This window comes from Planobispora rosea (genome assembly GCF_014648175.1).
GTDB classification, from domain to species: domain Bacteria; phylum Actinomycetota; class Actinomycetes; order Streptosporangiales; family Streptosporangiaceae; genus Planobispora; species Planobispora rosea.
The window spans coordinates 33,907-58,363 of sequence record NZ_BMQP01000034.1 but is presented as its reverse complement, the minus strand read 5'-3'; the positions used below and the strand labels follow the sequence as shown (position 1 = coordinate 58,363).

At 70.8% G+C, this 24,457-nt stretch carries 24 protein-coding genes; 17 read left to right on the top strand and 7 right to left on the bottom strand.

Annotated elements, in window-relative coordinates:
- Position 1: 1 nt before the first annotated feature.
- Positions 2-1,492 (bottom strand): hypothetical protein, encoded by a 1,491-nt coding sequence (locus IEZ08_RS28140; protein WP_229803573.1) that lies wholly within the window; start codon positions 1,490-1,492, stop codon positions 2-4.
- Between the two features lie 156 nt (positions 1,493-1,648).
- Here IEZ08_RS28140 and IEZ08_RS28135 point away from each other — a divergent pair, with 156 nt between their 5' ends.
- Both IEZ08_RS28135 and IEZ08_RS28130 read left to right on the top strand, forming a co-directional pair.
- Complete coding sequence (locus tag IEZ08_RS28135; protein ID WP_176728388.1) at positions 1,649-2,305, top strand: response regulator transcription factor; 657 nt, start codon at positions 1,649-1,651, stop codon at positions 2,303-2,305.
- Positions 2,302-3,456 carry a sensor histidine kinase gene (locus tag IEZ08_RS28130; protein ID WP_068921376.1) on the top strand — a complete coding sequence of 385 codons (1,155 nt, stop codon included), beginning with the start codon at positions 2,302-2,304 and terminating at the stop codon, positions 3,454-3,456. Before IEZ08_RS28135 ends, IEZ08_RS28130 begins: the two co-directional genes overlap by 4 nt.
- Before the next feature lie 116 nt (positions 3,457-3,572).
- On the opposite strand, the gene IEZ08_RS28125 is transcribed toward IEZ08_RS28130, so the two are convergent.
- The 4 genes from IEZ08_RS28125 to IEZ08_RS28110 all read right to left on the bottom strand — a co-directional run bounded on the left by IEZ08_RS28125 (position 3,573) and on the right by IEZ08_RS28110 (position 9,729).
- The gene (locus IEZ08_RS28125) at positions 3,573-5,048 is read right to left on the bottom strand and encodes an MFS transporter (protein ID WP_068921377.1); all 1,476 of its coding nucleotides are present in this window, start codon (positions 5,046-5,048) and stop codon (positions 3,573-3,575) included.
- A gap of 235 nt (positions 5,049-5,283) precedes the next feature.
- Positions 5,284-6,471, bottom strand: a complete 1,188-nt coding sequence (locus tag IEZ08_RS28120; RefSeq protein WP_068921378.1) for an epoxide hydrolase family protein — start codon at positions 6,469-6,471, stop codon at positions 5,284-5,286.
- Positions 6,472-6,589: 118 nt separating this feature from the next.
- Positions 6,590-7,498 carry a formate dehydrogenase accessory sulfurtransferase FdhD gene (fdhD, locus tag IEZ08_RS28115; protein WP_189243316.1) on the bottom strand — a complete coding sequence of 303 codons (909 nt, stop codon included), beginning with the start codon at positions 7,496-7,498 and terminating at the stop codon, positions 6,590-6,592.
- Positions 7,495-9,729 carry an FdhF/YdeP family oxidoreductase gene (locus IEZ08_RS28110; RefSeq protein ID WP_068921379.1) on the bottom strand — a complete coding sequence of 745 codons (2,235 nt, stop codon included), beginning with the start codon at positions 9,727-9,729 and terminating at the stop codon, positions 7,495-7,497. Before IEZ08_RS28110 ends, fdhD begins: the two co-directional genes overlap by 4 nt.
- 135 nt (positions 9,730-9,864) lie before the next feature.
- Between IEZ08_RS28110 and IEZ08_RS28105 the strand changes: the two genes are divergently transcribed.
- From IEZ08_RS28105 to IEZ08_RS28075, 7 genes are all read left to right on the top strand, one after another.
- Entirely contained in the window at positions 9,865-10,689 is an 825-nt protein-coding gene (locus tag IEZ08_RS28105) for a biotin--[acetyl-CoA-carboxylase] ligase (protein WP_176728389.1), read from the top strand.
- A 57-nt stretch (positions 10,690-10,746) separates the two neighbouring features.
- A complete protein-coding gene (locus IEZ08_RS28100) occupies positions 10,747-11,271 on the top strand; it encodes a PH domain-containing protein (RefSeq protein WP_068921380.1) in 525 nt (174 codons plus the stop codon).
- On the top strand, positions 11,268-12,260 hold the full coding sequence (locus IEZ08_RS28095; protein WP_068921381.1) for an adenylate/guanylate cyclase domain-containing protein: 993 nt from the start codon (positions 11,268-11,270) through the stop codon (positions 12,258-12,260). The genes IEZ08_RS28100 and IEZ08_RS28095 overlap by 4 nt, the downstream gene beginning before the upstream one ends.
- A 162-nt stretch (positions 12,261-12,422) precedes the next feature.
- Positions 12,423-12,695, top strand: a complete 273-nt coding sequence (locus tag IEZ08_RS40540) for a (2Fe-2S)-binding protein (protein ID WP_307815515.1) — start codon at positions 12,423-12,425, stop codon at positions 12,693-12,695.
- Between the two features lie 15 nt (positions 12,696-12,710).
- Positions 12,711-13,193 (top strand): bacterioferritin, encoded by a 483-nt coding sequence (bfr, locus tag IEZ08_RS28085; protein ID WP_068921382.1) that lies wholly within the window; start codon positions 12,711-12,713, stop codon positions 13,191-13,193.
- A 255-nt stretch (positions 13,194-13,448) separates the two neighbouring features.
- Positions 13,449-14,117 carry a response regulator transcription factor gene (locus IEZ08_RS28080; protein ID WP_012888073.1) on the top strand — a complete coding sequence of 223 codons (669 nt, stop codon included), beginning with the start codon at positions 13,449-13,451 and terminating at the stop codon, positions 14,115-14,117.
- A gap of 2 nt (positions 14,118-14,119) precedes the next feature.
- The gene (locus IEZ08_RS28075; RefSeq protein WP_084779572.1) at positions 14,120-15,397 is read left to right on the top strand and encodes an ATP-binding protein; all 1,278 of its coding nucleotides are present in this window, start codon (positions 14,120-14,122) and stop codon (positions 15,395-15,397) included.
- Between the two features lie 57 nt (positions 15,398-15,454).
- Here the strand turns inward: IEZ08_RS28075 and IEZ08_RS28070 are convergent, their stop codons facing one another.
- Complete coding sequence (locus tag IEZ08_RS28070; RefSeq protein WP_068921383.1) at positions 15,455-15,943, bottom strand: GtrA family protein; 489 nt, start codon at positions 15,941-15,943, stop codon at positions 15,455-15,457.
- A 291-nt stretch (positions 15,944-16,234) separates the two neighbouring features.
- On the opposite strand from IEZ08_RS28070, the gene IEZ08_RS28065 reads away from it, so the two are divergent.
- From IEZ08_RS28065 to IEZ08_RS28045, 5 genes are all read left to right on the top strand, one after another.
- Positions 16,235-17,179, top strand: a complete 945-nt coding sequence (locus tag IEZ08_RS28065) for a DUF8094 domain-containing protein (protein ID WP_068921384.1) — start codon at positions 16,235-16,237, stop codon at positions 17,177-17,179.
- Between the two features lie 77 nt (positions 17,180-17,256).
- Positions 17,257-18,417 carry a 5-(carboxyamino)imidazole ribonucleotide synthase gene (locus IEZ08_RS28060; protein ID WP_268249369.1) on the top strand — a complete coding sequence of 387 codons (1,161 nt, stop codon included), beginning with the start codon at positions 17,257-17,259 and terminating at the stop codon, positions 18,415-18,417.
- A 110-nt stretch (positions 18,418-18,527) separates the two neighbouring features.
- Positions 18,528-19,031, top strand: coding sequence for a 5-(carboxyamino)imidazole ribonucleotide mutase (purE, locus tag IEZ08_RS28055; protein ID WP_141703585.1), 504 nt, complete (start codon positions 18,528-18,530; stop codon positions 19,029-19,031).
- A 213-nt stretch (positions 19,032-19,244) separates the two neighbouring features.
- Positions 19,245-19,652 carry a nuclear transport factor 2 family protein gene (locus IEZ08_RS28050; RefSeq protein WP_068921386.1) on the top strand — a complete coding sequence of 136 codons (408 nt, stop codon included), beginning with the start codon at positions 19,245-19,247 and terminating at the stop codon, positions 19,650-19,652.
- An 84-nt stretch (positions 19,653-19,736) separates the two neighbouring features.
- Positions 19,737-19,970 carry a DUF397 domain-containing protein gene (locus IEZ08_RS28045; RefSeq protein ID WP_229803570.1) on the top strand — a complete coding sequence of 78 codons (234 nt, stop codon included), beginning with the start codon at positions 19,737-19,739 and terminating at the stop codon, positions 19,968-19,970.
- A gap of 69 nt (positions 19,971-20,039) precedes the next feature.
- Here the strand turns inward: IEZ08_RS28045 and IEZ08_RS28040 are convergent, their stop codons facing one another.
- Positions 20,040-21,359, bottom strand: a complete 1,320-nt coding sequence (locus IEZ08_RS28040; RefSeq protein WP_068921388.1) for a UDP-glucose dehydrogenase family protein — start codon at positions 21,357-21,359, stop codon at positions 20,040-20,042.
- 320 nt (positions 21,360-21,679) lie between these two features.
- Between IEZ08_RS28040 and IEZ08_RS28035 the strand changes: the two genes are divergently transcribed.
- The 3 genes from IEZ08_RS28035 to IEZ08_RS28025 all read left to right on the top strand — a co-directional run bounded on the left by IEZ08_RS28035 (position 21,680) and on the right by IEZ08_RS28025 (position 23,785).
- Positions 21,680-22,843, top strand: a complete 1,164-nt coding sequence (locus IEZ08_RS28035) for an acyl-CoA dehydrogenase family protein (protein ID WP_068921389.1) — start codon at positions 21,680-21,682, stop codon at positions 22,841-22,843.
- A 160-nt stretch (positions 22,844-23,003) separates the two neighbouring features.
- A complete protein-coding gene (locus IEZ08_RS28030; protein ID WP_189243315.1) occupies positions 23,004-23,360 on the top strand; it encodes a cold-shock protein in 357 nt (118 codons plus the stop codon).
- An 11-nt stretch (positions 23,361-23,371) separates the two neighbouring features.
- Positions 23,372-23,785, top strand: a complete 414-nt coding sequence (locus tag IEZ08_RS28025) for an HAD family hydrolase (protein ID WP_068921391.1) — start codon at positions 23,372-23,374, stop codon at positions 23,783-23,785.
- The last annotated feature ends 672 nt before the right edge of the window (positions 23,786-24,457 follow it).

The window sequence follows — 24,457 nt, the reverse complement described above, 5'->3', positions numbered from 1 at the left end:
GTCAACGGGATTCGGTGATTTCCCGGACATCCGCGGGCCTGAGCGGCGGGCGCGCAGCGTGGCGCCAGAGGGCGGCGGTCCCGAGGGCGGCGGCGATGCACGCCGCCGGGACGGCCGGCAGCACGTAGCGGTGGTCGAAGTCCAGTGCCGCGATCGGGCCGAGGAACAGGAACACGCCTGCGGCCCAGGGCAGCAGGGCCGTACGGCGCCGCCCGATCGCGCCGAGGCCGCCCAGGAGCAGGACCACGCCGAACAGCGGGCCGTGCAGGACCCCGGGGTAGCGGTAGGCGGCCAGCAGGCTCCCGTACGGTTCGACGGAGGACAACCCCCGGATGCCGGCGTCGTACTCCGCGCGCACCTTGTCGATCAGCGGGAACGCGGGCAGATCCCAGGAGCCCCGCGGGAACGACAGGGCGGGGGAGACCCGCAGGGGATGGCGCACGGGGGTCGGGGCGAAGGCGAGTGAGGCGTCCCGGGCGATCTCGCGGACGTAGTCCAGCGGCTGCGCGGCGATGGCCCGCAAGGCGAAGGAGCGGGCCAGGCCGTTGTGCGAGAACCGGTCCCCGGGCAGCCGGTTGAGCGGGGCTCCGGGAGCCCACACGTACTCCGAGGCGGCGTCCACGACGGTGCCGTTCGGGCAGAGCTTCGCCTCCTCGGCCGGAGGCCTGATCACCGAGCAGTCGGCGAACGTCATCGTGCGCGCCCACAGCGCCACGCCGTCCGAGCCGCTGAGCGCGAACCGCCCGTGGTGGTGCCGGTACCAGCCCGCGTAGGCGGCCAGCGGCACCAGCCCGGCGAGGGCGAGCGCGACCACCTGCCGCCACCCCGCCCGCCGCAGTACCAGATAGAGCAGGACCAGGACGAGCAGCGGGACCGCGGCCGTGCGGGTGAGCCCGGCCAGCGCCAGCAGCAGGCCCGCCGCGGCGGCTCCCCGCACCGACAGCCGGGCCCGCCACAGCAGGACCGTCAGGGCGGCGACGACGAGGAAGGTGACCTGGGTGTCGGAGAGGATGGAGTGCTCAAGCCTGGCGAACGCCGGATCGAACAGGACGGGCAGGGGGGCCAGTGTCGCGCCCCACGCGGGAAGCGCGTTGCGGCGCAGCACCAGATAGATCATCAGGCCCATGCCGAGTCCCATGACGTGCTGCACGCCCACGACGAGCTCGACGCTGTGGAAGGGCCACAGCAGCCGGAGGAACGCGGAGTACCCGGCCGGGTGGAACGCGCCGGCGGGCTTGAGGTGGACGGCCGTGTCCAGATAGGTGAAGGAGTCGTACCAGTAGAGCTGGGCCGTGTCGTAGCCGAGCATGACGAGGCCGCGCAGCGCCGCGGCCAGGGCGAGCACGACGGCGAAGAGCGTGTGACCGGTGCGCAGGGCCCGGATCAGGGCGTGCCGTACGGCCCGGCGACCGCCGTGCGGCGCGTGGCCGTCGGGCGGTGCGGAGGGCGGTGCGGCGGGTGCGGTCCGGACGTCGCCGGGTGAAGCGGTCATGGACGGTCCCCCGGTTCGGGGCCGGGGCCGGGCGGTTCCCGGCTCGGTGGGGAGCAGTCCAGCGACTGATCGATAACCTCGCCGTCACCGCATCCGGTTATGCCTGCGTTATGCCTTCCGTGGCATGCTGGCGAACTCGAAGATCATGGAGGGGTTTTGCGAGTGCTGGTCACCGAGGACGAGCGGATGCTCGCCGACTCGATCGCGGAGGGGCTGCGCGGGGAGGCGTTCGCCGTGGACGTCGCCTACGACGGGGAGGCGGCGCTGGAACGGCTCCGGGTCCACGACTACGACGTCCTCGTCCTGGACCGGGACCTGCCGGGCGTGCACGGCGACGAGGTGTGCCGGACCGCGGTCGCCGACGGCCTTCTCGTGCGCGTCCTGATGCTCACCGCCGCGGGCGACGTGCGCTCCCGGGTCGAGGGGCTGTCCCTCGGCGCAGACGACTACCTGCCCAAGCCGTTCGCCTTCGAGGAACTGGTGGCCCGCGTCCACGCCCTGGGCCGCCGGGCGCGTCCGGCCGACCCGCCGATGCTGGAGCGGGCGGGCATCCGCCTGGACCGGGCGCACCGGCAGGTCTTCCGCGACGGGCGGTACGTGCCGCTCTCCCGCAAGGAGTTCGGCGTGCTGGCCGAGCTGCTGCGCGCCGACGGGGCGGTGGTCTCCGCCGAGACGCTGCTGGAGAAGGTCTGGGACGAGCACATCGACCCGTTCACCAACACGGTGCGGACGACGATGACGAAGCTGCGCCGCAAGATCGGGGATCCGCCGGTCATCGAGACCGTCACGGGAGTCGGGTACCGGATCCCGTGAAGCGCAGTGTCCGTCTCCGCGCGGCGGTGGCCTGCGGCGGGATCTTCCTCCTCGTCGGCGCGCTCCTGCTGGTGGTCGTCGCCGTGATCGTCCGGCAGAGCCTGGAACCCCGGGACGGGCTCCGGCAGCCCCAGTGGATCCAGGCGGGAGGAAATCACTACTCGCCCTGGGAGCGGGAGTACTACGTCGCCCAGCAGCGGGTCGCGCAGGTCAGGCGCGTCTACCAGGCTGACGCGATCAAGAACGTGCTCATGGTGGGCGGCGTCGCGCTCCTGGTGACCAGCGGGATCGCGGCCGGGGTCGGCTGGCGGGCCGCCGGATGGACGCTCCGCCCCGTCCGCTCGATGACCGCGGGCGCGCGGCGCGTCGCCGAGAGCCACGACCTGTCCGGGCGCATCGACCATGACGGGCCGGACGCGGAGCTCAAGGAGCTCGCCGGCGTCGTCGATACCATCCTCGGCCGCCTGGCCCGCTCCTTCGACGGCCAGCGGCGCTTCATCGCCAACGCCTCCCACGAGCTGCGCACCCCGCTCACCATCAACCGCACCCTGGTGGACGTGGCGGTGCGGCGGCCCGACGCGACCGAGGACGTCAAACGGCTCGGCGAGTCCCTGCTGCTGGTCAACACCCGGCACGAGCGGCTGATCGACGGCCTGCTGGCGCTGGCCGAGGGCGAGCGGACCGTACTGGACCGGCGGCCCTTCGACCTGACCGACGTGGTCGAGCACGTACTCGACCTGGCCGCGGAGGAGGCGGGGGACCGGGAGGTGACCATCCACCGGCTGCTGGACCCCGCGCCGACCGAGGGCGAGCCGGTGCTGGTCGAGCGACTCGCGCAGAACCTCGTGGAGAACGCGATCCGGCACAACCACGCCGGGGGCCAGGTCTGGGTGTCCACCCGGCAGCGGGCCGACCGGGTGGAGCTGGTGGTGGCCAACACCGGGCTGCCCGTCCCGGCCTACGAGATCGACTCGATCTTCGAGCCGTTCCGGCGGCTCCACGGCGACCGATTGCACTCGGAGCGCGGCAGCGGCCTGGGATTGTCGATCGTCCGGGTCGTCGCCGAGGCGCACGGCGGCACGGTGAGCGCCAGTCCCCGGGAGGAGGGGGGCCTCAGCATCGCGGTGGAACTGCCGCGGGCGGAGGCCTGATCCGGCGGTCCGGATCCGATCATCCGGACCGGCGTGCGAGCACGCGGAGGACACGCGCACGCCGTACGGCCCGCGCTCCGGGTGGAAGCGCGGGCCGTACGGCGTCCCGCGACGGATCAGTGCGCCGGGGAGGCGCCTTCGCGGGCCTTCCTGGGGAGCATGAAGCCGATGACGAAGGCCGCCGAGGTGAGTCCGACGGTCAGCAGCGTGACCAGCCCGGCGGCGTCCAGGAAGCCGTGCAGGTGCGGGTGGTGGCCGACCGTACCGAAGAAGACGGTGCCGAGGGCGGCGACGCCGAGCGAGGCGCCGAGCTGCTCGAAGGAGGACACCAGGCCGGAGGCCGAGCCGATCTCACGCTCGTCGAGGTCGGCCAGGATGATGTCGAACAGCGGGACGAAGATCATGCCCATGCCGATCCCGAAGGCGACCATCGGGGCGGCCAGGTCCCACCCGCCCAGGCCCGCCTCGGCGGTGGAGAAGACCAGGTAGAGGCCGACGAGCCCGGCGGCCATCACGGCCAGGCCGAGGTGCAGGAGGTGCCGGCCGAGCCTGTTCATCATGGTGCCGCCGAAGATGGAGCCGACGAAGGCGCCGGCGGCCCAGGAGATCATCGTCAGGCTGGCGTCCAGCGGCGTGTAGCCCAGGCCGAGCTGGAGGAACAGGCCGACGGCGAGGGAGAAGCCGGTGATCGCACCGAAGAAGATCACGGCGAACGCCACGCCGGAGGTGTAGGAGCGCCTGGCGAGCACGCCCAGCTCGACCAGCGGGGTGCGGCCGGAGCGGGTACGGCGCAGCTGGTGCCGGACGAAGGCGGCGAACACCGGGACCGAGCCGGCGAGCATGATCAGTGACCAGGTGGGCCAGCCCAGCTCGTGGCCCTGGACCAGCGGGTAGACGAGCGTGAACATGCCGGTCGCGGCCAGCAGCGCGCCGATCAGGTCGAGCCGCTGCCCGCGGGCGACGGGCTCGGCCTCGGGCAGGACCTTCCAGCCGACGATCAGGGCGAACGCGCCGAGCGGCAGATTGATCAGGAAGATCATGCGCCAGCCGGTGCCGAGGACGTCGGCCTCGATGAGCAGCCCGGCGACCACCGGTCCGAGGATCGTGGCCATCCCGATGACCGGCCCCAGGGCGGCGAACGCCTTGCCGACCTCGGTTCCGAAAAGGTCGCGGATGAGACCGAAGGACTGCGGCACCATGATTGCGGCGAACACGCCCTGCAGGACGCGGGCGCCGATCAGCATCTCCGGTGACACGGCCAGCGCGCACGCTGCCGAGGTGACGAGGAACCCGGCGATGCCGGTCATCATCATCCGCCGGCGGCCGAACATGTCGCCGAGCCGCCCGCCGGTGAGCAGGCCCACGGCCATCGCCAGGGTGTATCCGGCGGCGACCCACTGCAGGGTGGCGAGCGAGCCGCCGAGGTCGGCGCGGATCACCGGGGCGGCCACGTTGGCCACGGTCGAGTCGAGGAGGTTGAGCAGGTCGGCGGCGAGGATGGCGAAGAGTCCCAGCCAGCGGTGCGGGTGCCGCCCGGCCGGCGCCGGGGGTGCGGTGGCGGGGACCGGAGCGGAAGGAGCGGTGACGGTCATGATGTGCGTCCCTCGGACGATGAAGCGCCGGATCGGAATGTTCTGTTCTGATTTTAACAGAACGGAACGCTTCATTCCATAATGAAAGAAGAATCATGGACCGCTTGCGCCGGGCCGGACGTGACTCCCCGGGCCGGGCGTGACTCCCCGGGCCGGACGTGATTCCCCGGGCCGGACATGGCTCCGCCGCACCGGGACCTTCGGCGGGTGCCGGTACGGCGGGGGGAGAACCGGATCAGCGGGAGGTGCGGAGACCGCGGAAGAACTGGCGGAGGTCGCCGACGAGGAGGTCGGGGGCGTCGTGGGCGGCCCAGTGGCTGCCGCGCTCGAACTCGTTCCAGGAGACGATGTTGCGGTGGTCGCGCTCGGCGAAGCGCCGTACCGGCGTGAAGTCGTGAGCGAAGGCGGCCAGGCCGATCGGGACGGTGGTCGGCCCGCCGGGGTGCTGCTCGGAGTGCTGGTCCTCGTAGTAGAGGCGGGCCGAGGACGCGGCGGTGTTGGTCATCCAGTAGATCGTGGCGTTGGTGAGGACCACGTCCGGATCGACCGCCTCCCCGAGCAGCTGGCCGATCCAGGCGAGCTGGCCCGCGGGCGAGTCGGCCAGGGCGTGCGCCAGGTTCTGCGGCTTGGTCGCCTGGAGCTGGGCGTAGGCCGACATCTCGGTGTTGAACGACTGGAGGAAGGCCAGCTTCTCCATCTCCTCGCCCGACAGGCCCTCGAACTCGGCCGGATCCCCGGAGGGGAACGAGAAGATCTGGTTCACGTGCACGCCGATCACGTGATCCGGATCGACGCGCCCGACCTCGGGGGAGATCAGCGCGCCCGCGTCGTTGCCGTGCGTGCCGTAGCGCTCGTAGCCCAGCCGCCGCATGAGCTCGGCCCAGGCGCGGGCGACGCGGTAGCGGTCCCAGCCCCGCTCCCGGGTGTGCCCGGAGAAGCCGAAGCCGGGGATGGACGGGATGACCACGTGGAAGGCGTCGGCCGGGTCGCCGCCGTGCGAGCGGGGGTCGGTGAGAGGGCCGATCAGGTCCAGGTACTCGACGATCGTGTTGGGCCAGCCGTGGGTGAGGATCAGCGGCGTGGCGTCGGACTCGGGGGAGCGGACGTGCAGGAAGTGCACGGTCTGGCCGTCGATCTCGGTGACGAACTGCGGGTGAGCGTTGATCTTCGCTTCCCAGGCGCGCCAGTCGTAGCCGGTGCGCCAGCGCTCGACGAGCCGCCTGACGTAGGCGACCGGGACGCCGTACTCCCAGCCCGGCGGGACCGGGCCGGGCTGTTCCTTCTTCTCGTCGGGCCCGGCCGGCAGCTCCTCGGCCCACCGGGTGCGGGCCAGCCGGTCCTGGAGGTCGTCGAGGTCGGTCTGGGGGATCTCGATGCGGAAGGGACGGATCTCGGTGCTCACGGCGTTCTCCTCTGCGATCATCGGATCGGAATGATCTGTTCCGATAGTATCAGAACGGAACGATTTATTCCACTACGGTTTCCCTATGCGGATCGCGCGGTCACGGACAAGTCTGGAGCGCCGGCGGGCGTGAAGGGGATCATGACTCGATGCGGTGCGCTCCGGCGTAGACGTTGAAGCGCTCGCCGCGCAGGAAACCGACCAGCGTCATGCCGAACTCCCTGGCCAGATCCACCGCCAGCGAGGAGGGCGCGGAGACCGCGCAGACCACCGGCACGCCCGCGGCCAGGGCCTTCTGCATGATCTCGTAGCTGGTCCGGCCGCTGACCATGAGGATGTGCCCGGCCAGCGGGAGCCGCTCGCCCAGCAGCGCCCAGCCGGTCAGCTTGTCCACCGCGTTGTGCCGTCCCACGTCCTCGCGGAGCGCCATCAGCGCGCCGTCCGGGGTGAACAGCCCGGCCGCGTGCAGGCCGCCGGTCCGGCCGAACACGCCCTGGGCGCTCCTGAGGGCGTCCGGCAGGCCGTACAGGATCTCGGGGGAGACCGCCGGGCCGTCCTGCGCGAGCGGCGCGAGGCACCGCTCGCGCAGGGCGTCCAGGCTCGCGGTGCCGCAGACGCCGCAGGCGCTGGAGGTCACGAAGTGCCGGTCGAGGGCGGGCAGGTCGGGCAGGCGATCGCCGCGCAGCCGTACGGTGATCGTGTTGTGGCGCGCCTCGGGCGGCACCTCCTCGTCCGTGCAGTAGGAGATGGACGCGATGGAGCCGGGCGCCGCGACGCCCTCGCCGTGCAGGAACCCGGCCGCCAGCTCGGTGTCGTGCCCCGGAGTCCGCATGGTGATCGCGACGGTACGGCGCCCGCCGCCCGCCTGGATCCGGATCTCCAGAGGCTCCTCGGTGGCCAGGTCGTCCCGGCGGTCCCGGACGGCCCCGCCGGAGAACTCCCGGATCCGGATCCGGCTGACCGGTCCCGGCCGCCGGACCCCCTCCGCGGGCGTTCCGGGAACGGGGCGCGGACGCGAGGGAGGAGGGTCCGAGGGGCCGGCGGTCATGAGGGCAGTCTCGTGATCGTGACCAGGGCGTTGTAGTCGGGGATGCGCGCGGCCGGGGAACGGCGGCCGGCGTCGAGCAGGACGTTGCCCTCGGGCCAGTGGATCTGCAGGTTGCCCGGGGTCAGCGGGGCGCGCAGCACCCGGCCGCGGAAGGCGCGGTCGCCGGTGACCGAGCGCAGCTCCACCGGGGTGCCGTCGGGCAGTCCGAGGCGGTCGGCGTCGTGCGCGCTCATCAGCACGGCCTCGCGGGTGGCGCCGTTGAAGCCGTCGCGGCGCTCGTGGACCATGCTGTTGAACTGCTTGCCGCGCCGGGTGGCGACCATGAAGGCCCCGTCCGGGCGCTCCAGGACGGGCAGCGGGACCGGCGAGAACCGCCCCAGGCCGTCGGCGGTGGGGAAACGGCCGTCCGGGCACAGGTGCCGCCCGCCGTACTGGACGTTGTCCCCGAACCCCGAGAGCCGGGAGATCCCCTCGTAGAACGGGACCGCCCGCTCGATGTCCGCGCGGATCTCGGCGGTTCCCGCGTAGCGGAGCCGGTCGGCCAGTTCCGGCCGGGCGCGGGCGGCCAGCTCGGTGAAGATCTGCCACTCGGGCCGGGCCTCGCCGATCCGGGGACCGGGGATCTCAGGGGAGAGGATGATGCGCCGCTCGGTGGTGGTCTCGGTGACGCCCCCGGCCATCTCGTAGCGGGTCTGGGCGGGCAGCAGCAGGACGTCGCCCCCGGAGCCGTCGGGACCCTCCGCGGGCACCAGCATCTGCGAGGACAGGACGATGTCGATGTGCACGCGGAGCTTCAGCCGGGACAGGGCCTCGCGGCAGTAGTCCGGATCCGGCAGGACCTCCAGGAAGTTGCCGCCGCTGGAGACCAGGACGTCCAGCTCCCCGCCGTGGGCCGCGTCGATCATGTCGGTCGCGGTCAGGCCGGGGGCGGTGGGCACCTCGAAGCCCCACAGCTCACCGAACCTGCGGGCGTTCTCCTCGGTGACCGGCAGGCCGCCGGGCAGGCCGGTGGCGTAGGCGCCCATCTCGGCGCCGCCCTGCACGCCGCTGTGCCCGCGGATCGGCATCAGGCCGCACTTGTCACGGCCGACGAAGCCCCGGGCCAGCGCCAGGTTCACGATCGAGCGGACGTTGTCCTCGCCGTAGGTGTGCTGGGTGATGCCCATCGACCACACCAGCACCGCCGAGCGCGCCTCGCCCAGCAGCCTGGCCAGCTCGAACATCTGCTCCCGGCTCGCCCCGGACAGCGCCTCCAGCGCCTCCCACGACTGCCCGGCCAGCTCCCGCCGTACGGCGTCGAAGCCCGTCGTGTGCTCCTCCACCCAGGCCTCGTCCACCCAGTCGTTCTCGATCAGGTGCTTGAGCACGCCGTTGAGGAACCCGATGTCGCCGCCGACGTTCACGCCGAAGAAGTGATCGGTGATCTTCGTGCCGAAGAGCGCGGACTCGGCGTTGGACGGCACCCAGTACTTGTCCATGCCGGGCTCGCGGTAGGCGTTGACCATCGCGATCCGGGTCCCGGCCTTCTTGGCGTGGTAGAGGTACTTCATCGCGACCGGCTGGTTGTTCGACGGGTTGGACCCGATGAACACGATCAGGTCCGAGCCGATCCAGTCGGTGTAGGAACAGGTCGTCGCGGCGGCGCCGATGGTCTCCTTCAGCGCGACGGTCGAGGGGGAGTGGCAGATGCGGGCCGCGTTGTCCACGGAGTTGACGCCCAGCGCCCGGACCGCCTTCTGCGCGGCGAAGTAGTTCTCGTTCGGCACGCCCCGGCTGGTCAGGTAGACCCCGAGCCGGGACCCGCGCAGGTGCGGCGCGGCCAGCTCCAGGGCCTCCTCCCAGCCGATCCGGGTGAACCCGGGCTCACCCGCGCGGCGCAGCATCGGGTACGGCAGCCGCCCGAGGTCGCGCAGCTGCGCGCTCCTGCGGCCCGCCAGGGCGGAGACGTCCTTCAGCAGGGAGACGTCCAGGGCGGGCATCGTGTTCAGCGGCAGGAGCCGGAGCCGGATGTTGCACAGGTGGATCTCGTCCATGGTCCAGTCGCGCATGCCCTTGGTGCCCAGCGCGCACCCGTCGCACGTCCCCCGGGTGAGGATCCGCCAGGCGTAACGGCGGTTGCCCTTCACCGAGCGGAACGCCTTGACCAGCTCCAGGTAGTTGTTCGGCTTGCGCTCGCCGATCCCGAAGGGCTTCCAGCTGGCCCAGTTGCGCGGGTCGAGACGTCTCTTCATGTGTCCATTTTCACCCCCCTCCGGGGGATGCGGATAGCCGGAACGCCTCTATCGGCTCAATCGGTGATCGCGGTATTCGCTGGTCATCGCCCTGTTTGTGGGGCAACAGGTCGTAAGGGGAGGGAAGATGGAGGGGTGCTGGACTCCCCCTTCACCGACCTCGACCGCCCGCCGCTCTCCCAGGCGGCCCTCAACCGCGCCCTGGTGCGCCCCGGCGGCCTGTGGTCGGACATCACCGTCGTCGACAGGACCGGTTCGACGAACGCCGACCTCGCGCAGGCCGCACGTGACGGCGCCCGGCAGGGAGCCGTCGTCGTCGCGGAGTCGCAGTTCGCCGGGCGCGGCCGGCTCGGCCGGGCCTGGTCCACGCCGCCGCGCGCCGGGCTGACGTTCTCGATGTTGCTCCGGCCCGATCCGCCACCGGCGCGGCAGGGCTGGCTGCCGCTGCTCGTCGGTCTGGCCGCGGCCTCGGCGGTGCGCCGATTGGCGGAGGTGGACGCCCGGCTGAAATGGCCCAACGACCTGCTGATCGGGGAGCGCAAGCTCGCCGGGGTGCTCGCCGAGCGGGTGGACAGCGCGGTGATCGTCGGCGTCGGGCTCAACGTCAGCCTCCGCGCCGGCGAACTGCCCGTCCCCACCGCCACCTCGCTCGCCGTCGAGAAGGCCGCCTGCACCGACCGCGACCCCCTCCTGCGGGCGGTGCTGCGGGAGGTCGAGACGCACTACCGCGAGTGGTCGGAGGCGGACGGCGACGCGGACGCCTGCGGGCTGCGGGCCGCCTACCTCGCGGCCAGCGGGACGGTCGGACGGCGTGTCCGGGTGGAGCTGCCCGGCGAACGCGTGCTCAACGGCCTGGCCACCGGCGTCGATCCCTCGGGGCACCTGATGGTGGAGGCCGGCGGGCGGGAGCACACGCTCAGCGCGGGTGACGTCGTGCACGTCCGCCCGGACGGCTCCTGACGGGGACGCGCGGACGGCTCCTGACGGAGGACGCGTGGTCGTGCCACGATGTGCCCCATGGGTCTCCCCGATCACCACCTGACGGAGGGGGAGCGGCGCATCCGGTCGTTTCACCCCCACTGGAAGCGCCTCGTCGTCCCCCTCCTGGCGTTGCTCGTCATCATCGCGGTGTCCGTCGCCGCGATGTTCCTCATGCCCGCCTTCCCCTACGAGGGGTACGCGCGCGCCGCGGTGGCCGTGATCGCCGTCGGGCTGCTGCTGGTGTGGTCGCTCGTGCCGTACCTGCAGTGGCGCGCCACCATGTACGTCCTGACCTCGCACCGGTTCACGATCAGCACGGGCGTGCTGAGCACCTCCCACGACGACATCCCGATGAGCAAGGTCAACACGGTCAGCGCCGACCAGACCCTGCTGGAGCGGATCCTCGGCTGCGGCACACTCGTCGTCGAGTCGGCCGGTGATCACGGCCGGATCGTCCTGCGGGACATCCCCGACCTGCAGGAGGTCCGCGCCGAGCTGTTCCGCGCCATCGACGAGGCCGACGACACGCCGGCGTCGCCGCCGTCCCAGGGAAGACGATGAGCGGCGATGAGGCGGTGGAGCGGCCGACCGCCGAGCAGATCGAGCGGCTCTTCGTGGGGCCCGAGCCCCGCTACACCCGGGTCGAGGTGGCCGAGCGCTCGGGGGTCCCCCAGGCGCTGACCGAGCGGATCTGGCGGGCGCTGGGCTTCGCCACGCTGCCCGACGACGCCGTGGCCTTCACCGAGGCCGACATCAACGCGCTGAAGCGGGTCCGGGCGATGATGGAGAGCGACCTGCTCGACGAGCGGACGGTCATCCGGATGACCCGGGCGGTGGGCCAGACCACGGCCAGGCTCGCGCAGTGGCAGGCGGAGATCATCGTCGGTGCCAAGCTCGATCCGGGGCACCCGCCCAGCCCCGCCGACCTGAAGATGATCATGGAGACCGCGCAGCGGCTCCTGCCCGACTTCGAGATGGTGCTGGCCCACGTCTGGCGCTCCCAGTTGGCCGCGGCCGGTACCCGGCTGCTGGCCATGGCCGACATGGCGCAGGAGGTCGTGCCCACCCGGCTGACCCTCGCGGTGGGCTTCGCCGATCTGGTCTCCTTCACCCGGGTCTCCCGGGAGCTCGACGAGAACGGCCTCGCCGAGCTGGTCGAGGGGTTCGAGTCGCGGGCCGCCGACGTGATCGCCGCGAACGGGGGGCGGCTGGTCAAGACGCTCGGCGACGAGGTGCTGTTCACCGCGGCCGAGCCCCGTACGGCCGCCGCGATCGCGCTGGAGCTGGTCGAGGCCATCAGGAAGGACGGGCCCGACGTCAGGGCGGGGCTGGCCTACGGCCCGGTGCTGCCCATGATGGGTGACGTCTTCGGGACCACGGTCAATCTGGCGGCGCGGCTGACGGCCGTGGCCCGTCCGGGGACCATCGTGATCGACGCGGAGATGGCCGGCGCCGTCGCGGCGGAGCCCGCCTTCGCGACGCACCGCATCCGGCGCAGGCCGGTTCGGGGGCTGGGGGTCATCCAGCCGTACGTGCTGCGCGGAGCCTGACACCGGGAACGAGGACGGGATCGAGGACGGGAGCCAGGGCGAGGGTAAGGGTGAGGGCGGGGGTGAGCCCCGCGTTCCCGCGCGGCGGCATTGATGTTTCCCGGGGAAACGGGAATCTAACGTGCCGCGTGTCGCAAGTGGCCTTGCCCCCGAGCTGGGCATATGTGTCCTGCATCACATAGGCAAGCCTTACCAAAGTGCGCTACCTTAGGTATGCCTTACCTATGTGCTACTCTTCTCGAGAGGTCCTTCCTCGCCATGTACGTGTGTGTCTGCCGCGCAGTGACTGAGAACGAGGTGCACGACTGCATCGCCGCTGGGGCGAAGAGCGCGCGGCAAATCCGCGACACCACCGGCGCCGGCGGCGACTGTGCTTCTTGCGTGCGCAAGATCTGTGCGATCCTGAAGCGGTCTGAAGAGTTGGCGACCGCATAGGCAAGGAGCCCGTCGATGCAGGGCGACAAGCAGATCATCGAATTGCTGAACGAGCAGCTCACCGCCGAGCTGACCGCGATCAACCAGTACTTCCTGCACGCCAAGATGCAGCAGAACTGGGGCTACACCAAGCTTGCGAAGTACACCCGCGAAGAGTCCATCGACGAGATGCGCCACGCGGAGAAGCTCACGGATCGGATCCTTTTCCTCGAAGGGCTGCCCAACTACCAGAGGCTGGGCACGCTGCACATCGGGCAGACCGTCACCGAACAGCTCCGTGCCGACCTCACCGTCGAGCTGGAAGTCGTCAACCGCCTGCGGCCGGCGATCGCCATCATGCGCGACAAGGGTGACATCACCTCCGCCCGTCTCTTCGAGGAGATCCTGGAGGACGAGGAGCACCACATCGACTACCTGGAGACCGAGCTCTCGCTCATCGAGAGCCTCGGCGAGCAGCTGTACCTCGCCCGGTACGCGGAGCCGCCGTCGGCCTCCTGAGGGATTCCCGGAAACGCCGAGACACGCCCATCGGATCCGTTCCGATAGGGCGTGTTCTTTTTGTCGATAATGTTCTGAGGACTCTGTCCTTTCGGGAGGCTCGCGAGGCGGGAGCCGTACCCCCTCCTCGTGAACCGGTGCGGGATGACTATCCGGGATTTATCAGTGTTTGCCCAGGTCAATAGATAGGTCAACGGCAAGTCAAACCGCGCGCTATGCCGGGGAAACGATCGCTTAAGGTCCTACTCTCTCAACATGACCTGCGTACTTCTCGCCGAGGATGACACCTCGATTTCCGAGCCGCTGGCGCGTGCGCTGCGCCGTGAGGGCTATCAGGTGGAGGTGAGCCCCGACGGCCCGCAAGCCCTGGAGAGGGCTCTGTCGGGTGGCATCGACTTGATCGTTCTTGACCTGGGGCTGCCGGAGATGGACGGCCTCGAAGTGGCCCGGCGCATCCGGGCCGAGGGGCACGGCACTCCCGTGCTCATCCTCACCGCCCGCGTGGACGAGGTGGACACCGTCGTGGGCCTCGACGCCGGGGCCGACGACTACGTCACCAAGCCGTTCCGCCTGGCCGAGCTGCTGGCCCGGGTCCGCGCCCTGCTGCGGCGCGGCACCTCCGAGACGCCCGTGGTGCAGGGCGTGCGCATCGACGCCGACTCCCGCCGCGCGTGGATGGGGGACAAGGAGCTGCACCTGACCACGAAGGAGTTCGACCTGCTCCGCGTCCTGGTCCGCGACGCCGGGAAAGTGGTCACCCGCGAGCAGATCATGCGCGAGGTGTGGGACACCAACTGGTGGGGTTCCACCAAGACCCTGGACATGCACATCTCGTGGCTGCGCCGCAAGCTCGGCGACGACGCCGCCAAGCCGCGCTACATCACCACGGTTCGAGGGGTCGGCTTCCGTTTCGAACGCGAGTAGGGATGCGCCGCCGTCTGCTCTCCTCCACTCTGCTCGTCGCGGTCATCGCGGTGCTGCTCCTCGGCATCCCGCTGGGCGTGGCGGTCAACCGCCTGATCCATGAGGAGGCGACCCAGGAACTCTCGGGAGAGGCCAAGAGCCTGGTCGGCGACGTGGAGTACGCCCGGGGCCAGGAGCAGCCGATCGATCCCGAGCAACTCGCGAAGAAATATCCCGAGCGCTACATCCAGATCTACGCCAGGGGAACACCCCCCCAAGTGATCACGGTGGGCACCGAACCCCCCATGGACCGCCGGCTCGACGCGAGCGCCCAGTCGGAGAGCGGGGTCTACGTCGTGGTGGTCCGCGACAAGACCCAGGTCGAGCAGCAGGTCCACGCCTGGCTCCTGCTGATCCTCGCGCTCGCCGCGGTGGCCCTCGCGGTGGCGGTGGGGCTCGCCGTCGTGCAGTCGCGCCGCCTGACGCTCCCGCTCCGCGATCTGGCCATGATCGCCGAGCGGCTCGGCTCCGGGGAGGCCCGGCCGAGCAAGCACCGCTACGGCATCCAGGAACTCGACCGGGTGGCCGAGGTGCTGGACCGCAGCGCGACCCGGATCGCCGACCTGCTGGCCAGGGAGCGCGAGTTCGCCACCGATGCCTCCCACCAGCTCCGCACCCCGCTCACCGGCCTGACCATGAGACTGGAGGAGATCGTCGCCGCCGCGGACGACCCCAAGGTCGTCAAGGAGGAGGGCGAGGCCGCGATCGTGCAGGCCGAGCGGCTGACCGCGGTGATCGACGAGCTGCTCGCCGCGGCCCGGCGGCAGCGCCATGCCCAGACCTCGGTGGTCGAGCTCGACGCCCTGCTGGACCAGCAGTTCATCGAGTGGGGCCCGGCGTTCTCCCGGAGCGGGCGCAAGCTGATGCTGAGCGGGACGCGCGGCCTCAAGGCGCTGGGCACCAGCGGGGGGATCAGCCAGGTGATCTCCACTCTGCTGGAGAACTCCCTCAAGCACGGCGGCGGCCCGGTGACGGTGACGACGAGCAGCACGAACAAGTCGATCGTGATCGAGGTGGCGGACCAGGGGAACGGCATCCCCGAGGACATCGCCCCCCGCGTCTTCGAGCGCAACATGAGCGGAGCGGGCGGCACCGGGCTCGGGCTGACCCTCGCACGGGCGCTGGCCGCCGCCGACGGCGGCCGTCTGGAGCTGGTACGGCCCCGCCCCGCGGTGTTCGCCGTCTTCCTGCGCCCGGTCGGCGACTCCGGCCGGTACCGGGTGGTCAGCGGCCCCGCGTGAGGGCGGATCCCGCGTGAGGGCGGATCCCGGGTGGGGACGGGTCTCGCGTGAGGACGGTCAGCGGGTCTTCGTGGTCGTTCCGGGCAGTTCCCTGGGGATCTCCTCGGTGACGGCCGTGGCGGCGAGGAAGACCCACTTCTTGTACGACCAGAACCGGAACAGCGTGCCCAGGGCCGTGCCGACCAGGAGGGCGACGTTGTAGCTGATCGGGTCCTGCAGGTCGAGCGTGTAGGTCACGAAGCCGATCACCAGCATCGAGATGAGCAGGCCGATGCCGTTGAGCAGGAAGAACAGGAAGTACTCGCGGGCGAGCCCGCTCTGCTCCCGGTGCCGGAAGGTCCAGTAGCGGTTGCCCAGGTAGGCGAAGGTCGCCGCGATGACCGTGGCGATGACCTTGGAGGTCAGCGGGCCCCAGCCGAGGCCGAAGCGGAGCAGGTTGGTGGCACCGAAGTCGATCACGAAGGCGACGGCCCCGATGGCCCCGAACTTGGCCAGCTCGTGCACCAGGTCGGCGAACCGTTTGTAGGCGTGTCGGAGGAACTGCACGTCTGCTGCACGGTCCTTTCCGGGTCGGCTGCGGATCCCCCGTCTGGTGGATCTCGGGCGTTCTCCCCAGGCTACCGGGGTGCTCCGCGTCGCCGTGCGGGAGCCGGTCGGATCAGTTCATCACCGGTGCTCAAGAACATTTACATAAATGTCGCACAACGACGGATAAATCCGGGAATCTGACGCTACCCTGATCGGATAGATCGCGGGAAGGTTTCAGGGGAAGCTCACCTTCCGTGATCGGTTCCAGACGGATCGCCGACCAGACGGCCAGAACCCCGGGACCATCGTTTGCCTCGCCGACTGTTCGCCCTGCTCCTCGGCCTGTGCGCCGTGACGGGCTGCGGCGTGCCGAGCGAGGAGCGGGCGGTTCCCGAGACCGGGGCGTCTCCGAAGGCATCCGCCCGCACGATCGAGCGCGCCGAGGCGGTCCAGGCGTTCGAACTGCTCCAGCAGCTCGACGACGCCTGGCGGGACCGGGACTGCGCGGCGGTCGAGCAGCTGACCACCTGGGCGGAGAATACGCTGGGCGGCCGTGCCTGCGAGGCAACCCGGAACGGCCGCCCGGCTCCCACCCGCGAGGAGTACGGCGACCCGGAGTTCTTCCTGCCCGCCGAGGCGGGAGAGGACCGCTGGTTCGTGGCCCTGGCCCGGGAGCCCCGCCCGGCCTACTTCCTCTTCGTCCACGAGGACGAGCGCTGGCGGCTCGCCGCGGGTCCCATCCCGGCGGACGGCGGTGACGCCCCCGAGCCCCGCGGCGGCGCCGTACCCTCCGGCGACCCCTCCACCGGGGTCAAGGCCCGCCTGGTGCCGCAGCGCTACCTGACGTACCTCACCGACCCCGCCGGGGTCAGCGGCGTGAGGTTCCCCAAGGGCGACGTCGCCGCGGAACTGCTCGCGGAGCTGGGCAGGCGGCCGGGGACGGTCCGGCCCGACCGGCTCACCACCGACGTCCGGCTGCTCGTCGGCCCGCAGCGCGCGCTGCTGCTGCCGGGCGGAGGCGCGCTGGTGGTCCACGCCCTGGAGATCGAGTACCGGCAGCGGCCGGGGGCCGGACGGTCCTCCCTCGCCCGCCCGATCTACGGCAAGGACGACCTGCGCGGGTTCACCGGCAGCGTCAGGGCCCCCGAGCTGACCGGGACCGAGATCGTGCTTCTCGTCACCGAGATCACCGGAGAGGGGAAGGTCTCCACCGTCGCCGTCCGCCGCGGCCTCGCCTCCCTGACCACCGGCTGACCCCTCCCTCACCACCGGCTGACGCGGAGGCCCGCCGCTGCCTGCGGCCGTACCGGGGGGCGGTAAGCTCAGCGGACGTGAGCAGCACTTCTCCGGCCGGTCACCCCATCGGCCCCGTCGTCGGCATGATCGGAGCGGGCCAGCTGGCCCGGATGACCCAGCAGGCGGCCATCGCGCTCGGTGTGGAACTGCGGGTGCTGGCCGAGTCCGCCGGTGACAGCGCGGCCCGGGTGGTCGCCGACGCGCGTCTGGGCGACTACCGCGACCTGGCCGACCTGCGCGCGTTCGCCCAGGGCTGCGACGCGATCACCTTCGACCACGAGCACGTCCCCACCGAGCACATCGCCGCACTGGCCGCGGACGGCCACGCCGTGCACCCCGGCGCCCAGGCGCTCGTGCACGCCCAGGACAAGGCCGTGATGCGCGAGCGGCTGACCGCGATCGGCGCCCCCTGCCCGGCCTGGCGGCGCATCGCCGCGGCCGCCGAGGTGGAGGAGTTCGCCGCCGAGCACGGCTGGCCGGTCGTGCTCAAGGCCGTGCGCGGCGGCTACGACGGCCGGGGCGTGTGGGTCTGCCGGTCCGGGGAGGAGGCCGCGGAGGTCCTCGCGAGCGGGGTGCCGCTGATGGCCGAGGCGTTGGTGCCGTTCGAGCGGGAGCTGGCCGTGCTCGTCGCCCGCTCCCCGCACGGGCAGGGCGTCAGCTATCCGGTGGTGGAGACCGTGCAGAAGGACGGCATCTGCGTCGAGGTCCTCGCCCCCGCGCCCGGCCTCGACCCCGAGCGGGCCGCGGTCGCGCAGGGGATCGCCCTCAAGATCGCCACCGAGCTGGGCGTGACCGGGCTGCTGGCGGTGGAGATGTTCGAGACCTCCTCCGGGCTCGTGGTGAACGAGCTGGCCATGCGCCCGCACAACAGCGGCCACTGGACCATCGACGGCGCCCGTACCTCCCAGTTCGAGCAGCACGTGCGTGCCGTCCTGGACCTCCCGCTCGGCTCGCCCGCGCTGGCCGCGCCCGTCGTCGTGATGGCCAACCTCCTCGGCGGCGACGACCCGGACGTCTTCTCCCGGTACGAGCACGTGATGGCCCACGACCCGGGAATCAAGATCCATTTCTATGGCAAGGACGTACGGCCCGGCCGCAAGATCGGGCACGTCACCGCGCTCGGAACGGACCTCGACGAGGTCCGCGCCCGGGCCCGGCACGCCGCCGCCTACCTGGCCGACGGCGTCTACACCTGACCACCACCCGACCGTGCACGGGTGACCGGGCCCGGGACGGTCACGGACGAGAGACGCCCGTCATGACCGGGCACGACACGATCGGGCGAGCGCCCGGTGAAGGAGGGCGCATGGCCACCGTCGGCATCGTGATGGGCAGTGACTCCGACTGGCCGGTGATGCGGCTGGCCGCCGAGGCGCTGGCCGAGTTCGGCGTGCCGTTCGAGGCCGACGTGGTCTCCGCGCACCGCATGCCCCAGGAGATGATCGAGTACGGCACGCGGGCGGCGGAGCGCGGGCTGAAGGTGATCATCGCCGGGGCCGGGGGCGCCGCCCACCTGCCCGGCATGCTCGCCTCGGTGACCCCGCTCCCGGTGATCGGCGTTCCCGTCCCGCTGAAGTACCTCGACGGCATGGACTCCCTGCTGTCCATCGTCCAGATGCCGGCCGGGGTGCCGGTCGCCACCGTCGCCATCGGCGGTGCCCGCAACGCCGGGCTGCTGGCCGTACGGATCCTCGCCGCCGCCGACGCGGAACTGCGGGCGAAGATGGAGGAGTTCCAGTCCGCCCTGCGGGACCAGGCCCACGCCAAGGGCGCCAGGCTCCGGGAGGAGGCGGCCGGTCTCGGCGGCTGAGCCCGGCGGGCTATGGCCCCGGCGGGCCGGCTGGGATAGTTTCACCAGCTGGGACAGTTTCAACGCCCGAACGCCGCCGGGCGCTCCGGATGATCCGAAGGCGATGAACGCCGCGGACGTTCCGGATGCCCTGGGCGATCCCGGTGATCCGGTGATCTCGACGATACCGGCGATCCCGGCGATCCCGGGCGAGGAGAGCCGAAGGAGCCCGCCATGACCGCGACCTCCCTGGAGATCTACCAGCGTTACGTCTGGCTCACGATGGTCCGCGACGCCGACGCGCTGGCCGAGATGTTCACCTCGGACGGCGTCCTGGAGTCGCCGCTCCTCCCTGCCGGTCGCGCGTTCCCCCGGCGGATGGAGGGGCGCGAGGAGATCCGTAAGGGGCTGGCCGCGTACTACGAGCGCCCCCCGGCGCGCACCGACCGCGTGTTGAACGTGGACAGGTCCCGCTATCTGGTCCACACCACCGCAGATCCCGACGTGTTCGTCGTCGAGATCGACACCGCCTTCGACACGCCCGGAGGCGCCACGGTCATGTCGCTCCTGAAGATCTTCCGCATGCGGGACGGGAAGATCGCCCTGCTGCGCGACTACTTCGCGCCGGAGGAAGTGGACTGAGGGAACTCCGCCGTGGTGAACGCGGGGGAACGGCCCGGCCCGCCGATACTGTGTATGCCGACTGCTGACGAAGGTGGTGGTGACGTGGAAGCTGACCTGAGCGAGGCGATCTGGCACCGGGCGGCTCCGGGCGACGACGGCGGGAGCTGCGTCGAGGTGGCCGTGGTGGACAACCCCGGTGACGGCCACAAGGCCGGCCCCGGCCCCCTGTACGTGCTGCGCGACTCCAAGGATCCCGACGGTCCCAAGCTCTTCTTCACCCAGGCCGAGTGGGACGCCTTCGTCGGCGGCGTGAGACTCGGCGAGTTCGACGTCTGACGTCGCCCGTACGGGAAAGAACGCCTGCGGAGAGAGCGGGGACCCCGGCCACGCAGGACCGGGGGCGCGCTACGGGCGGCCGAGGGCGCGGTAGTGCCAGCCGGCGGCGCGCCAGGTCTCGGCGTCGAGGGCGTTGCGGCCGTCGACGATCTTCCGCTGGGCGACGACGGACCCCAGCTCCTCGGGGTCGAGGTCGACGAACTCCTGCCACTCGGTCAGCAGCAGCACGACGTGGGCGTCGCGGGCGGCGTCGAGGGCCGAGGTGCCGTAGGCCAGCTCGGGATGGGCACGGCGGGCGTTGTCCAGCGCGATGGGGTCGTAGACGGTGACCCGCCCGCCCTGGGCCGCGATGCTGGTGGCCACGTCCAGCGCGGGGGAGTCGCGGATGTCGTCGGAGTTGGGCTTGAAGGCCGCCCCCAGCACCGCCACCGTGCAGCCGGCGAAGGAGCCCCCGGTCAGCTCGCGGGCCAGGTCCACCATGCGGGCCCGGCGGCGCATGTTGATGGCGTCCACCTCCCGCAGGAACGTCAGCGCCTGGTCGGCGCCCAGCTCCCCGGCCCGGGCCATGAACGCCCGGATGTCCTTGGGCAGGCAACCTCCGCCGAACCCGAGTCCCGGGTTGAGGAAGCGCCCGCCGATGCGCTCGTCGTACGACAGGGCCTGCGACAGCTGCTTGACATCGGCGTGCGCGGTCTCGCACACCTCGGCCATCGCGTTGATGAAAGAGATCTTCGTGGCCAGGAAGGCGTTGGCGGCGACCTTGACCAGCTCGGCGGTGGGATAGTCGGTGACCACCAGCGGCGTGCCGGCCTCCAGCATGGAGGCGTACACCTCCCGCATGACTTTTTCGGCCTTCTCCGAGCGCACACCCAGCACGATCCGGTCGGGGCTCATGGTGTCGCTCACCGCGAAGCCCTCGCGCAGGAACTCGGGATTCCAGGCCAGCTCGGCGCCTTCGCCGGCGGGCGCCAGGCGGGCCAGCTTGTCGGCCAGGCGGGCGGCGGTGCCGACCGGGACGGTGGATTTACCCACCACCAGGCACTCGCGCTCCAGGTGCGGGGCCAGGGACTCGATCACCGCGTCCAGGTAGGAGACGTCGGCGGCGTACTCGCCCTTCTTCTGCGGGGTGCCCACGCACACGAAGTGCACCTCGCCGAAGGCCGCGGCCTCGGCGTAGGAGGTGGTGAAGCGCAGCCGGCCGTTGGCCAGGTTACGGCGGAGGATCTCCTCCAGGCCGGGCTCGTGGATGGGCAGGTGCCCGGCCTGCAGGCTGGCGACCTTTGCTGCGTCGACGTCCAGGCCGAGCACCTCGAAGCCCAGCTCGGCCATGCAGGCCGCATGCGTGGCGCCCAGGTATCCGGTCCCCAGCACAGTCAGGCGGTAGGCCACTGCGGATCCTTTCGGTTCTCCCAATCCGTCGCGGACAGGGTACCGGCATCCTTGACATTCTCTTTTAGTACCTATGCTTGCGGCCTTTGACAGGAAGATCGGGAGCCGTCCCCGGTCCGCCGTGCGGGCCGCCGCGGAAGACGGATGGAAGGCGGAGGCGACCCGGGCGCGCCGGCAGCGGCCGGTCAGGACGGACCCGGAGGGTCGGGAGGCCGTCCCCGGAGAGCGCACCTTCCCCCGCTCACCTGCGCAAACACGGAGCGGCACATATCACACCCGTGAGTCGGTCCACGGTTTGTTGGACGTCCTACTATTTTCTCATGAGCTTCCCTCTCTACGCGCTGCCCGAGGAGCACCAGATGCTCCGGGAGACCGCCCGCGCCCTCGCCGACGAGAAGATCGCCCCCCGGGCCGCCGAGGCCGACGAGACGGGGGAGTTCCCCTGGGACGTCTACAAGGCGCTCGTCGCCGCCGACCTGCACGCCGTGCACATCCCCGAGGAGTACGGCGGCGCGGGCGCCGACGCGCTCGCGACCGTGATCGTCATCGAGGAGGTGGCGCGGGCCTGCGCGTCGTCCTCGCTGATCCCGGCGGTCAACAAGCTCGGCACCGTGCCGCTGCTGCTGTCGGCGTCGGAGGAGCTCAAGCAGCAGTACCTCGCGCCGGTCGCGCGGGGTGAGGCGATGTTCTCCTATGCCCTGTCCGAGGCCGAGGCGGGCAGCGACGCCGCGTCGATGAAGACCCGCGCGGTGGCGGACGGCGACCACTACGTGCTCAACGGCGCGAAGATGTGGATCACCAACGCCGGGGTGTCGGAGTACTACACGGTGATGGCCGTGACCGAGCCCGGCGTCGGCGCCCGGGGCATCTCCGCGTTCGTCGTGGAGAAGTCCGACGAGGGCGTCAGCTTCGGCCCGAAGGAGAAGAAGCTCGGCATCAAGGGCTCCCCGACCCGCCAGGTCATCCTGGAGGACGTCCGCATCCCGGCGTCCCGGATGATCGGCGAGCCCGGCACCGGTTTCAAGACCGCGCTGGCCACCCTCGACCACACCCGCATCACCATCGCCGCGCAGGCGCTCGGCATCGCCCAGGGCGCGCTGGACTACGCCGTCGGCTACGTCAAGGAGCGCAAGCAGTTCGGCAAGGCCATCGCCGAGTTCCAGGGCGTGCAGTTCATGCTCGCCGACATGGCGATGAAGCTCGAGGCCGCCCGCCAGCTCACCTACGCCGCCGCCGCCAAGTCGGAGCTGGCCGCCCACGGCCAGCCCCAGGCCGACCTGACGTTCTTCTCCAGCGCCGCCAAGTGCGCCGCCTCCGACGCCGCGATGGAGATCACCACCGACGCGGTCCAGCTCCTCGGCGGGTACGGCTACACCAGCGAGTTCCCGGTCGAGCGCATGATGCGCGACGCCAAGATCACCCAGATCTACGAGGGCACCAACCAGATCCAGCGCATGGTGATGGCCCGCCAGCTCCTGAAGTAGGCCGCTGAACAGCGGAGACGCTTTTCCTGCCGAGATCGCCCCGAGGCTCCGCCGTCCTCGGGGCGATCTTCATGAGGGTCCTGTTCCGTCCCTGTTCCGTGAGACGTGGAGCAGGGACGGAACAGAAGGCATCCTGTGCCCCTTGGAGGGAGCCCGCGCGATGGACGAGGTCACCGGAACGGTCGTGTCCTGGGATGGCGAGGAGGGCTGGGGAGTCCTGGCCTCCCCGGGCGTCCCGGGGGAGGTGTGGGTGCACTTCTCCGCGATAGAAGCCCTGCCTGGCCGGTACTGCACGTTGAATGAAGGTGAGGAGGTCCTGTTCACCTGGGAGCACGCCATGCAGGACGGCTTCGCCTGCCGGGCCGTCGCCGTGACGCGACAGGGAACGGCCGCCGGTCCCGGCGCCGGAGAGGTCGAGGAGGACACCGCTGCGTACTCGTCCTCGCTGGAGATCATTTTCGACGGCCCGCATGCGGGAGCCGACACAGAGGAGCGGGGCGGACGACGGCGCCCGTAGGATCGGAGACCGTGCGGCGCCTTGCTCTCTTCGATCTGGACAACACGCTCGTGGACCTGGATGAGGCGTTTCAGGTATGGGCCGGGGAGTTCGCGGCCGAGCAGGGCCTTGGACATGAGGCGGTTGACTGGCTGATCGCTCTCGACAGGGCCGGCTACCCGCACCGCGAAGAGTTCTTCGCCAAGGTCCGCGCTCACTTCGCCCTGTCCGACCCGGTCGACGAGTTGTGGAGGCGGTACCGGGAGCGGATGCCGTATCTCGTCCACTGCCGCCCCGAGGTCATGGACGGCTTGTCGCGGCTGCGCGCGGACGGCTGGAAAGTTGCGATCGTCACCGACGGGACCGCGGACAACCAGTTCGGCGAGATGGACCGCGCCGGGGTCGGTGGAGACGCTTCGGGCGACGGGCTGGGAAGGCCGCTATAGGCGAGTGGGAACTCGTCTGGGTAGGAAACCGGCCATGATCCTCGGGATCGTGAAGCTGTCTGTGCTGGACGACCATGTGGGAAGACCTCGCCGGTCTTGTTGTCCACGCAGCGCTTTCGGGAGGACTGCAGAGAAGCTCCACCGGTTACTCTCTGTAGCAATAAATCGGGAAATCGGATCTTCCCGATACATTTGGGATACACGCCTCATTTCCCTCATATTTGTATCTTGTCGCTCAAGTCTCCCTTGTGTACCTTCTGATCGTTTGCTGTGTTGATCACTCCAAGCCGTTGATTCCTGTCCGTTTCGCAGGAGGTGGCGGGGCGGGGCGGTGCGAGGGCGACAGCCGTTCGCGCCGGCGGTTCGGAGGGTAACGGCGCATGGGTTGGTCTGGCTGGCCGCGGAGAAGCACGCGTCTGCCGCGCTGGATAGCGTTGATCACGGTGCCGCTGGCACTGCCGGGCCTGACGCAGTTGAGTGCGGAGCCTTCTTGGGCGAAGGTGAGTCCTGCGGCGCAAGTTGTACCTGACACGCCGGATCAGCTGACAGGTTCGGCCCAGAGGCTGCCCTCACTGGTCGACACCAAGGCCACTCAGCCGGATGGTGCTGCGACCGAGGGCAAGAAGAGGACTGTCGGGCCGAGGGCGGCCAAGTCCCACAGGCTCAAGGAAG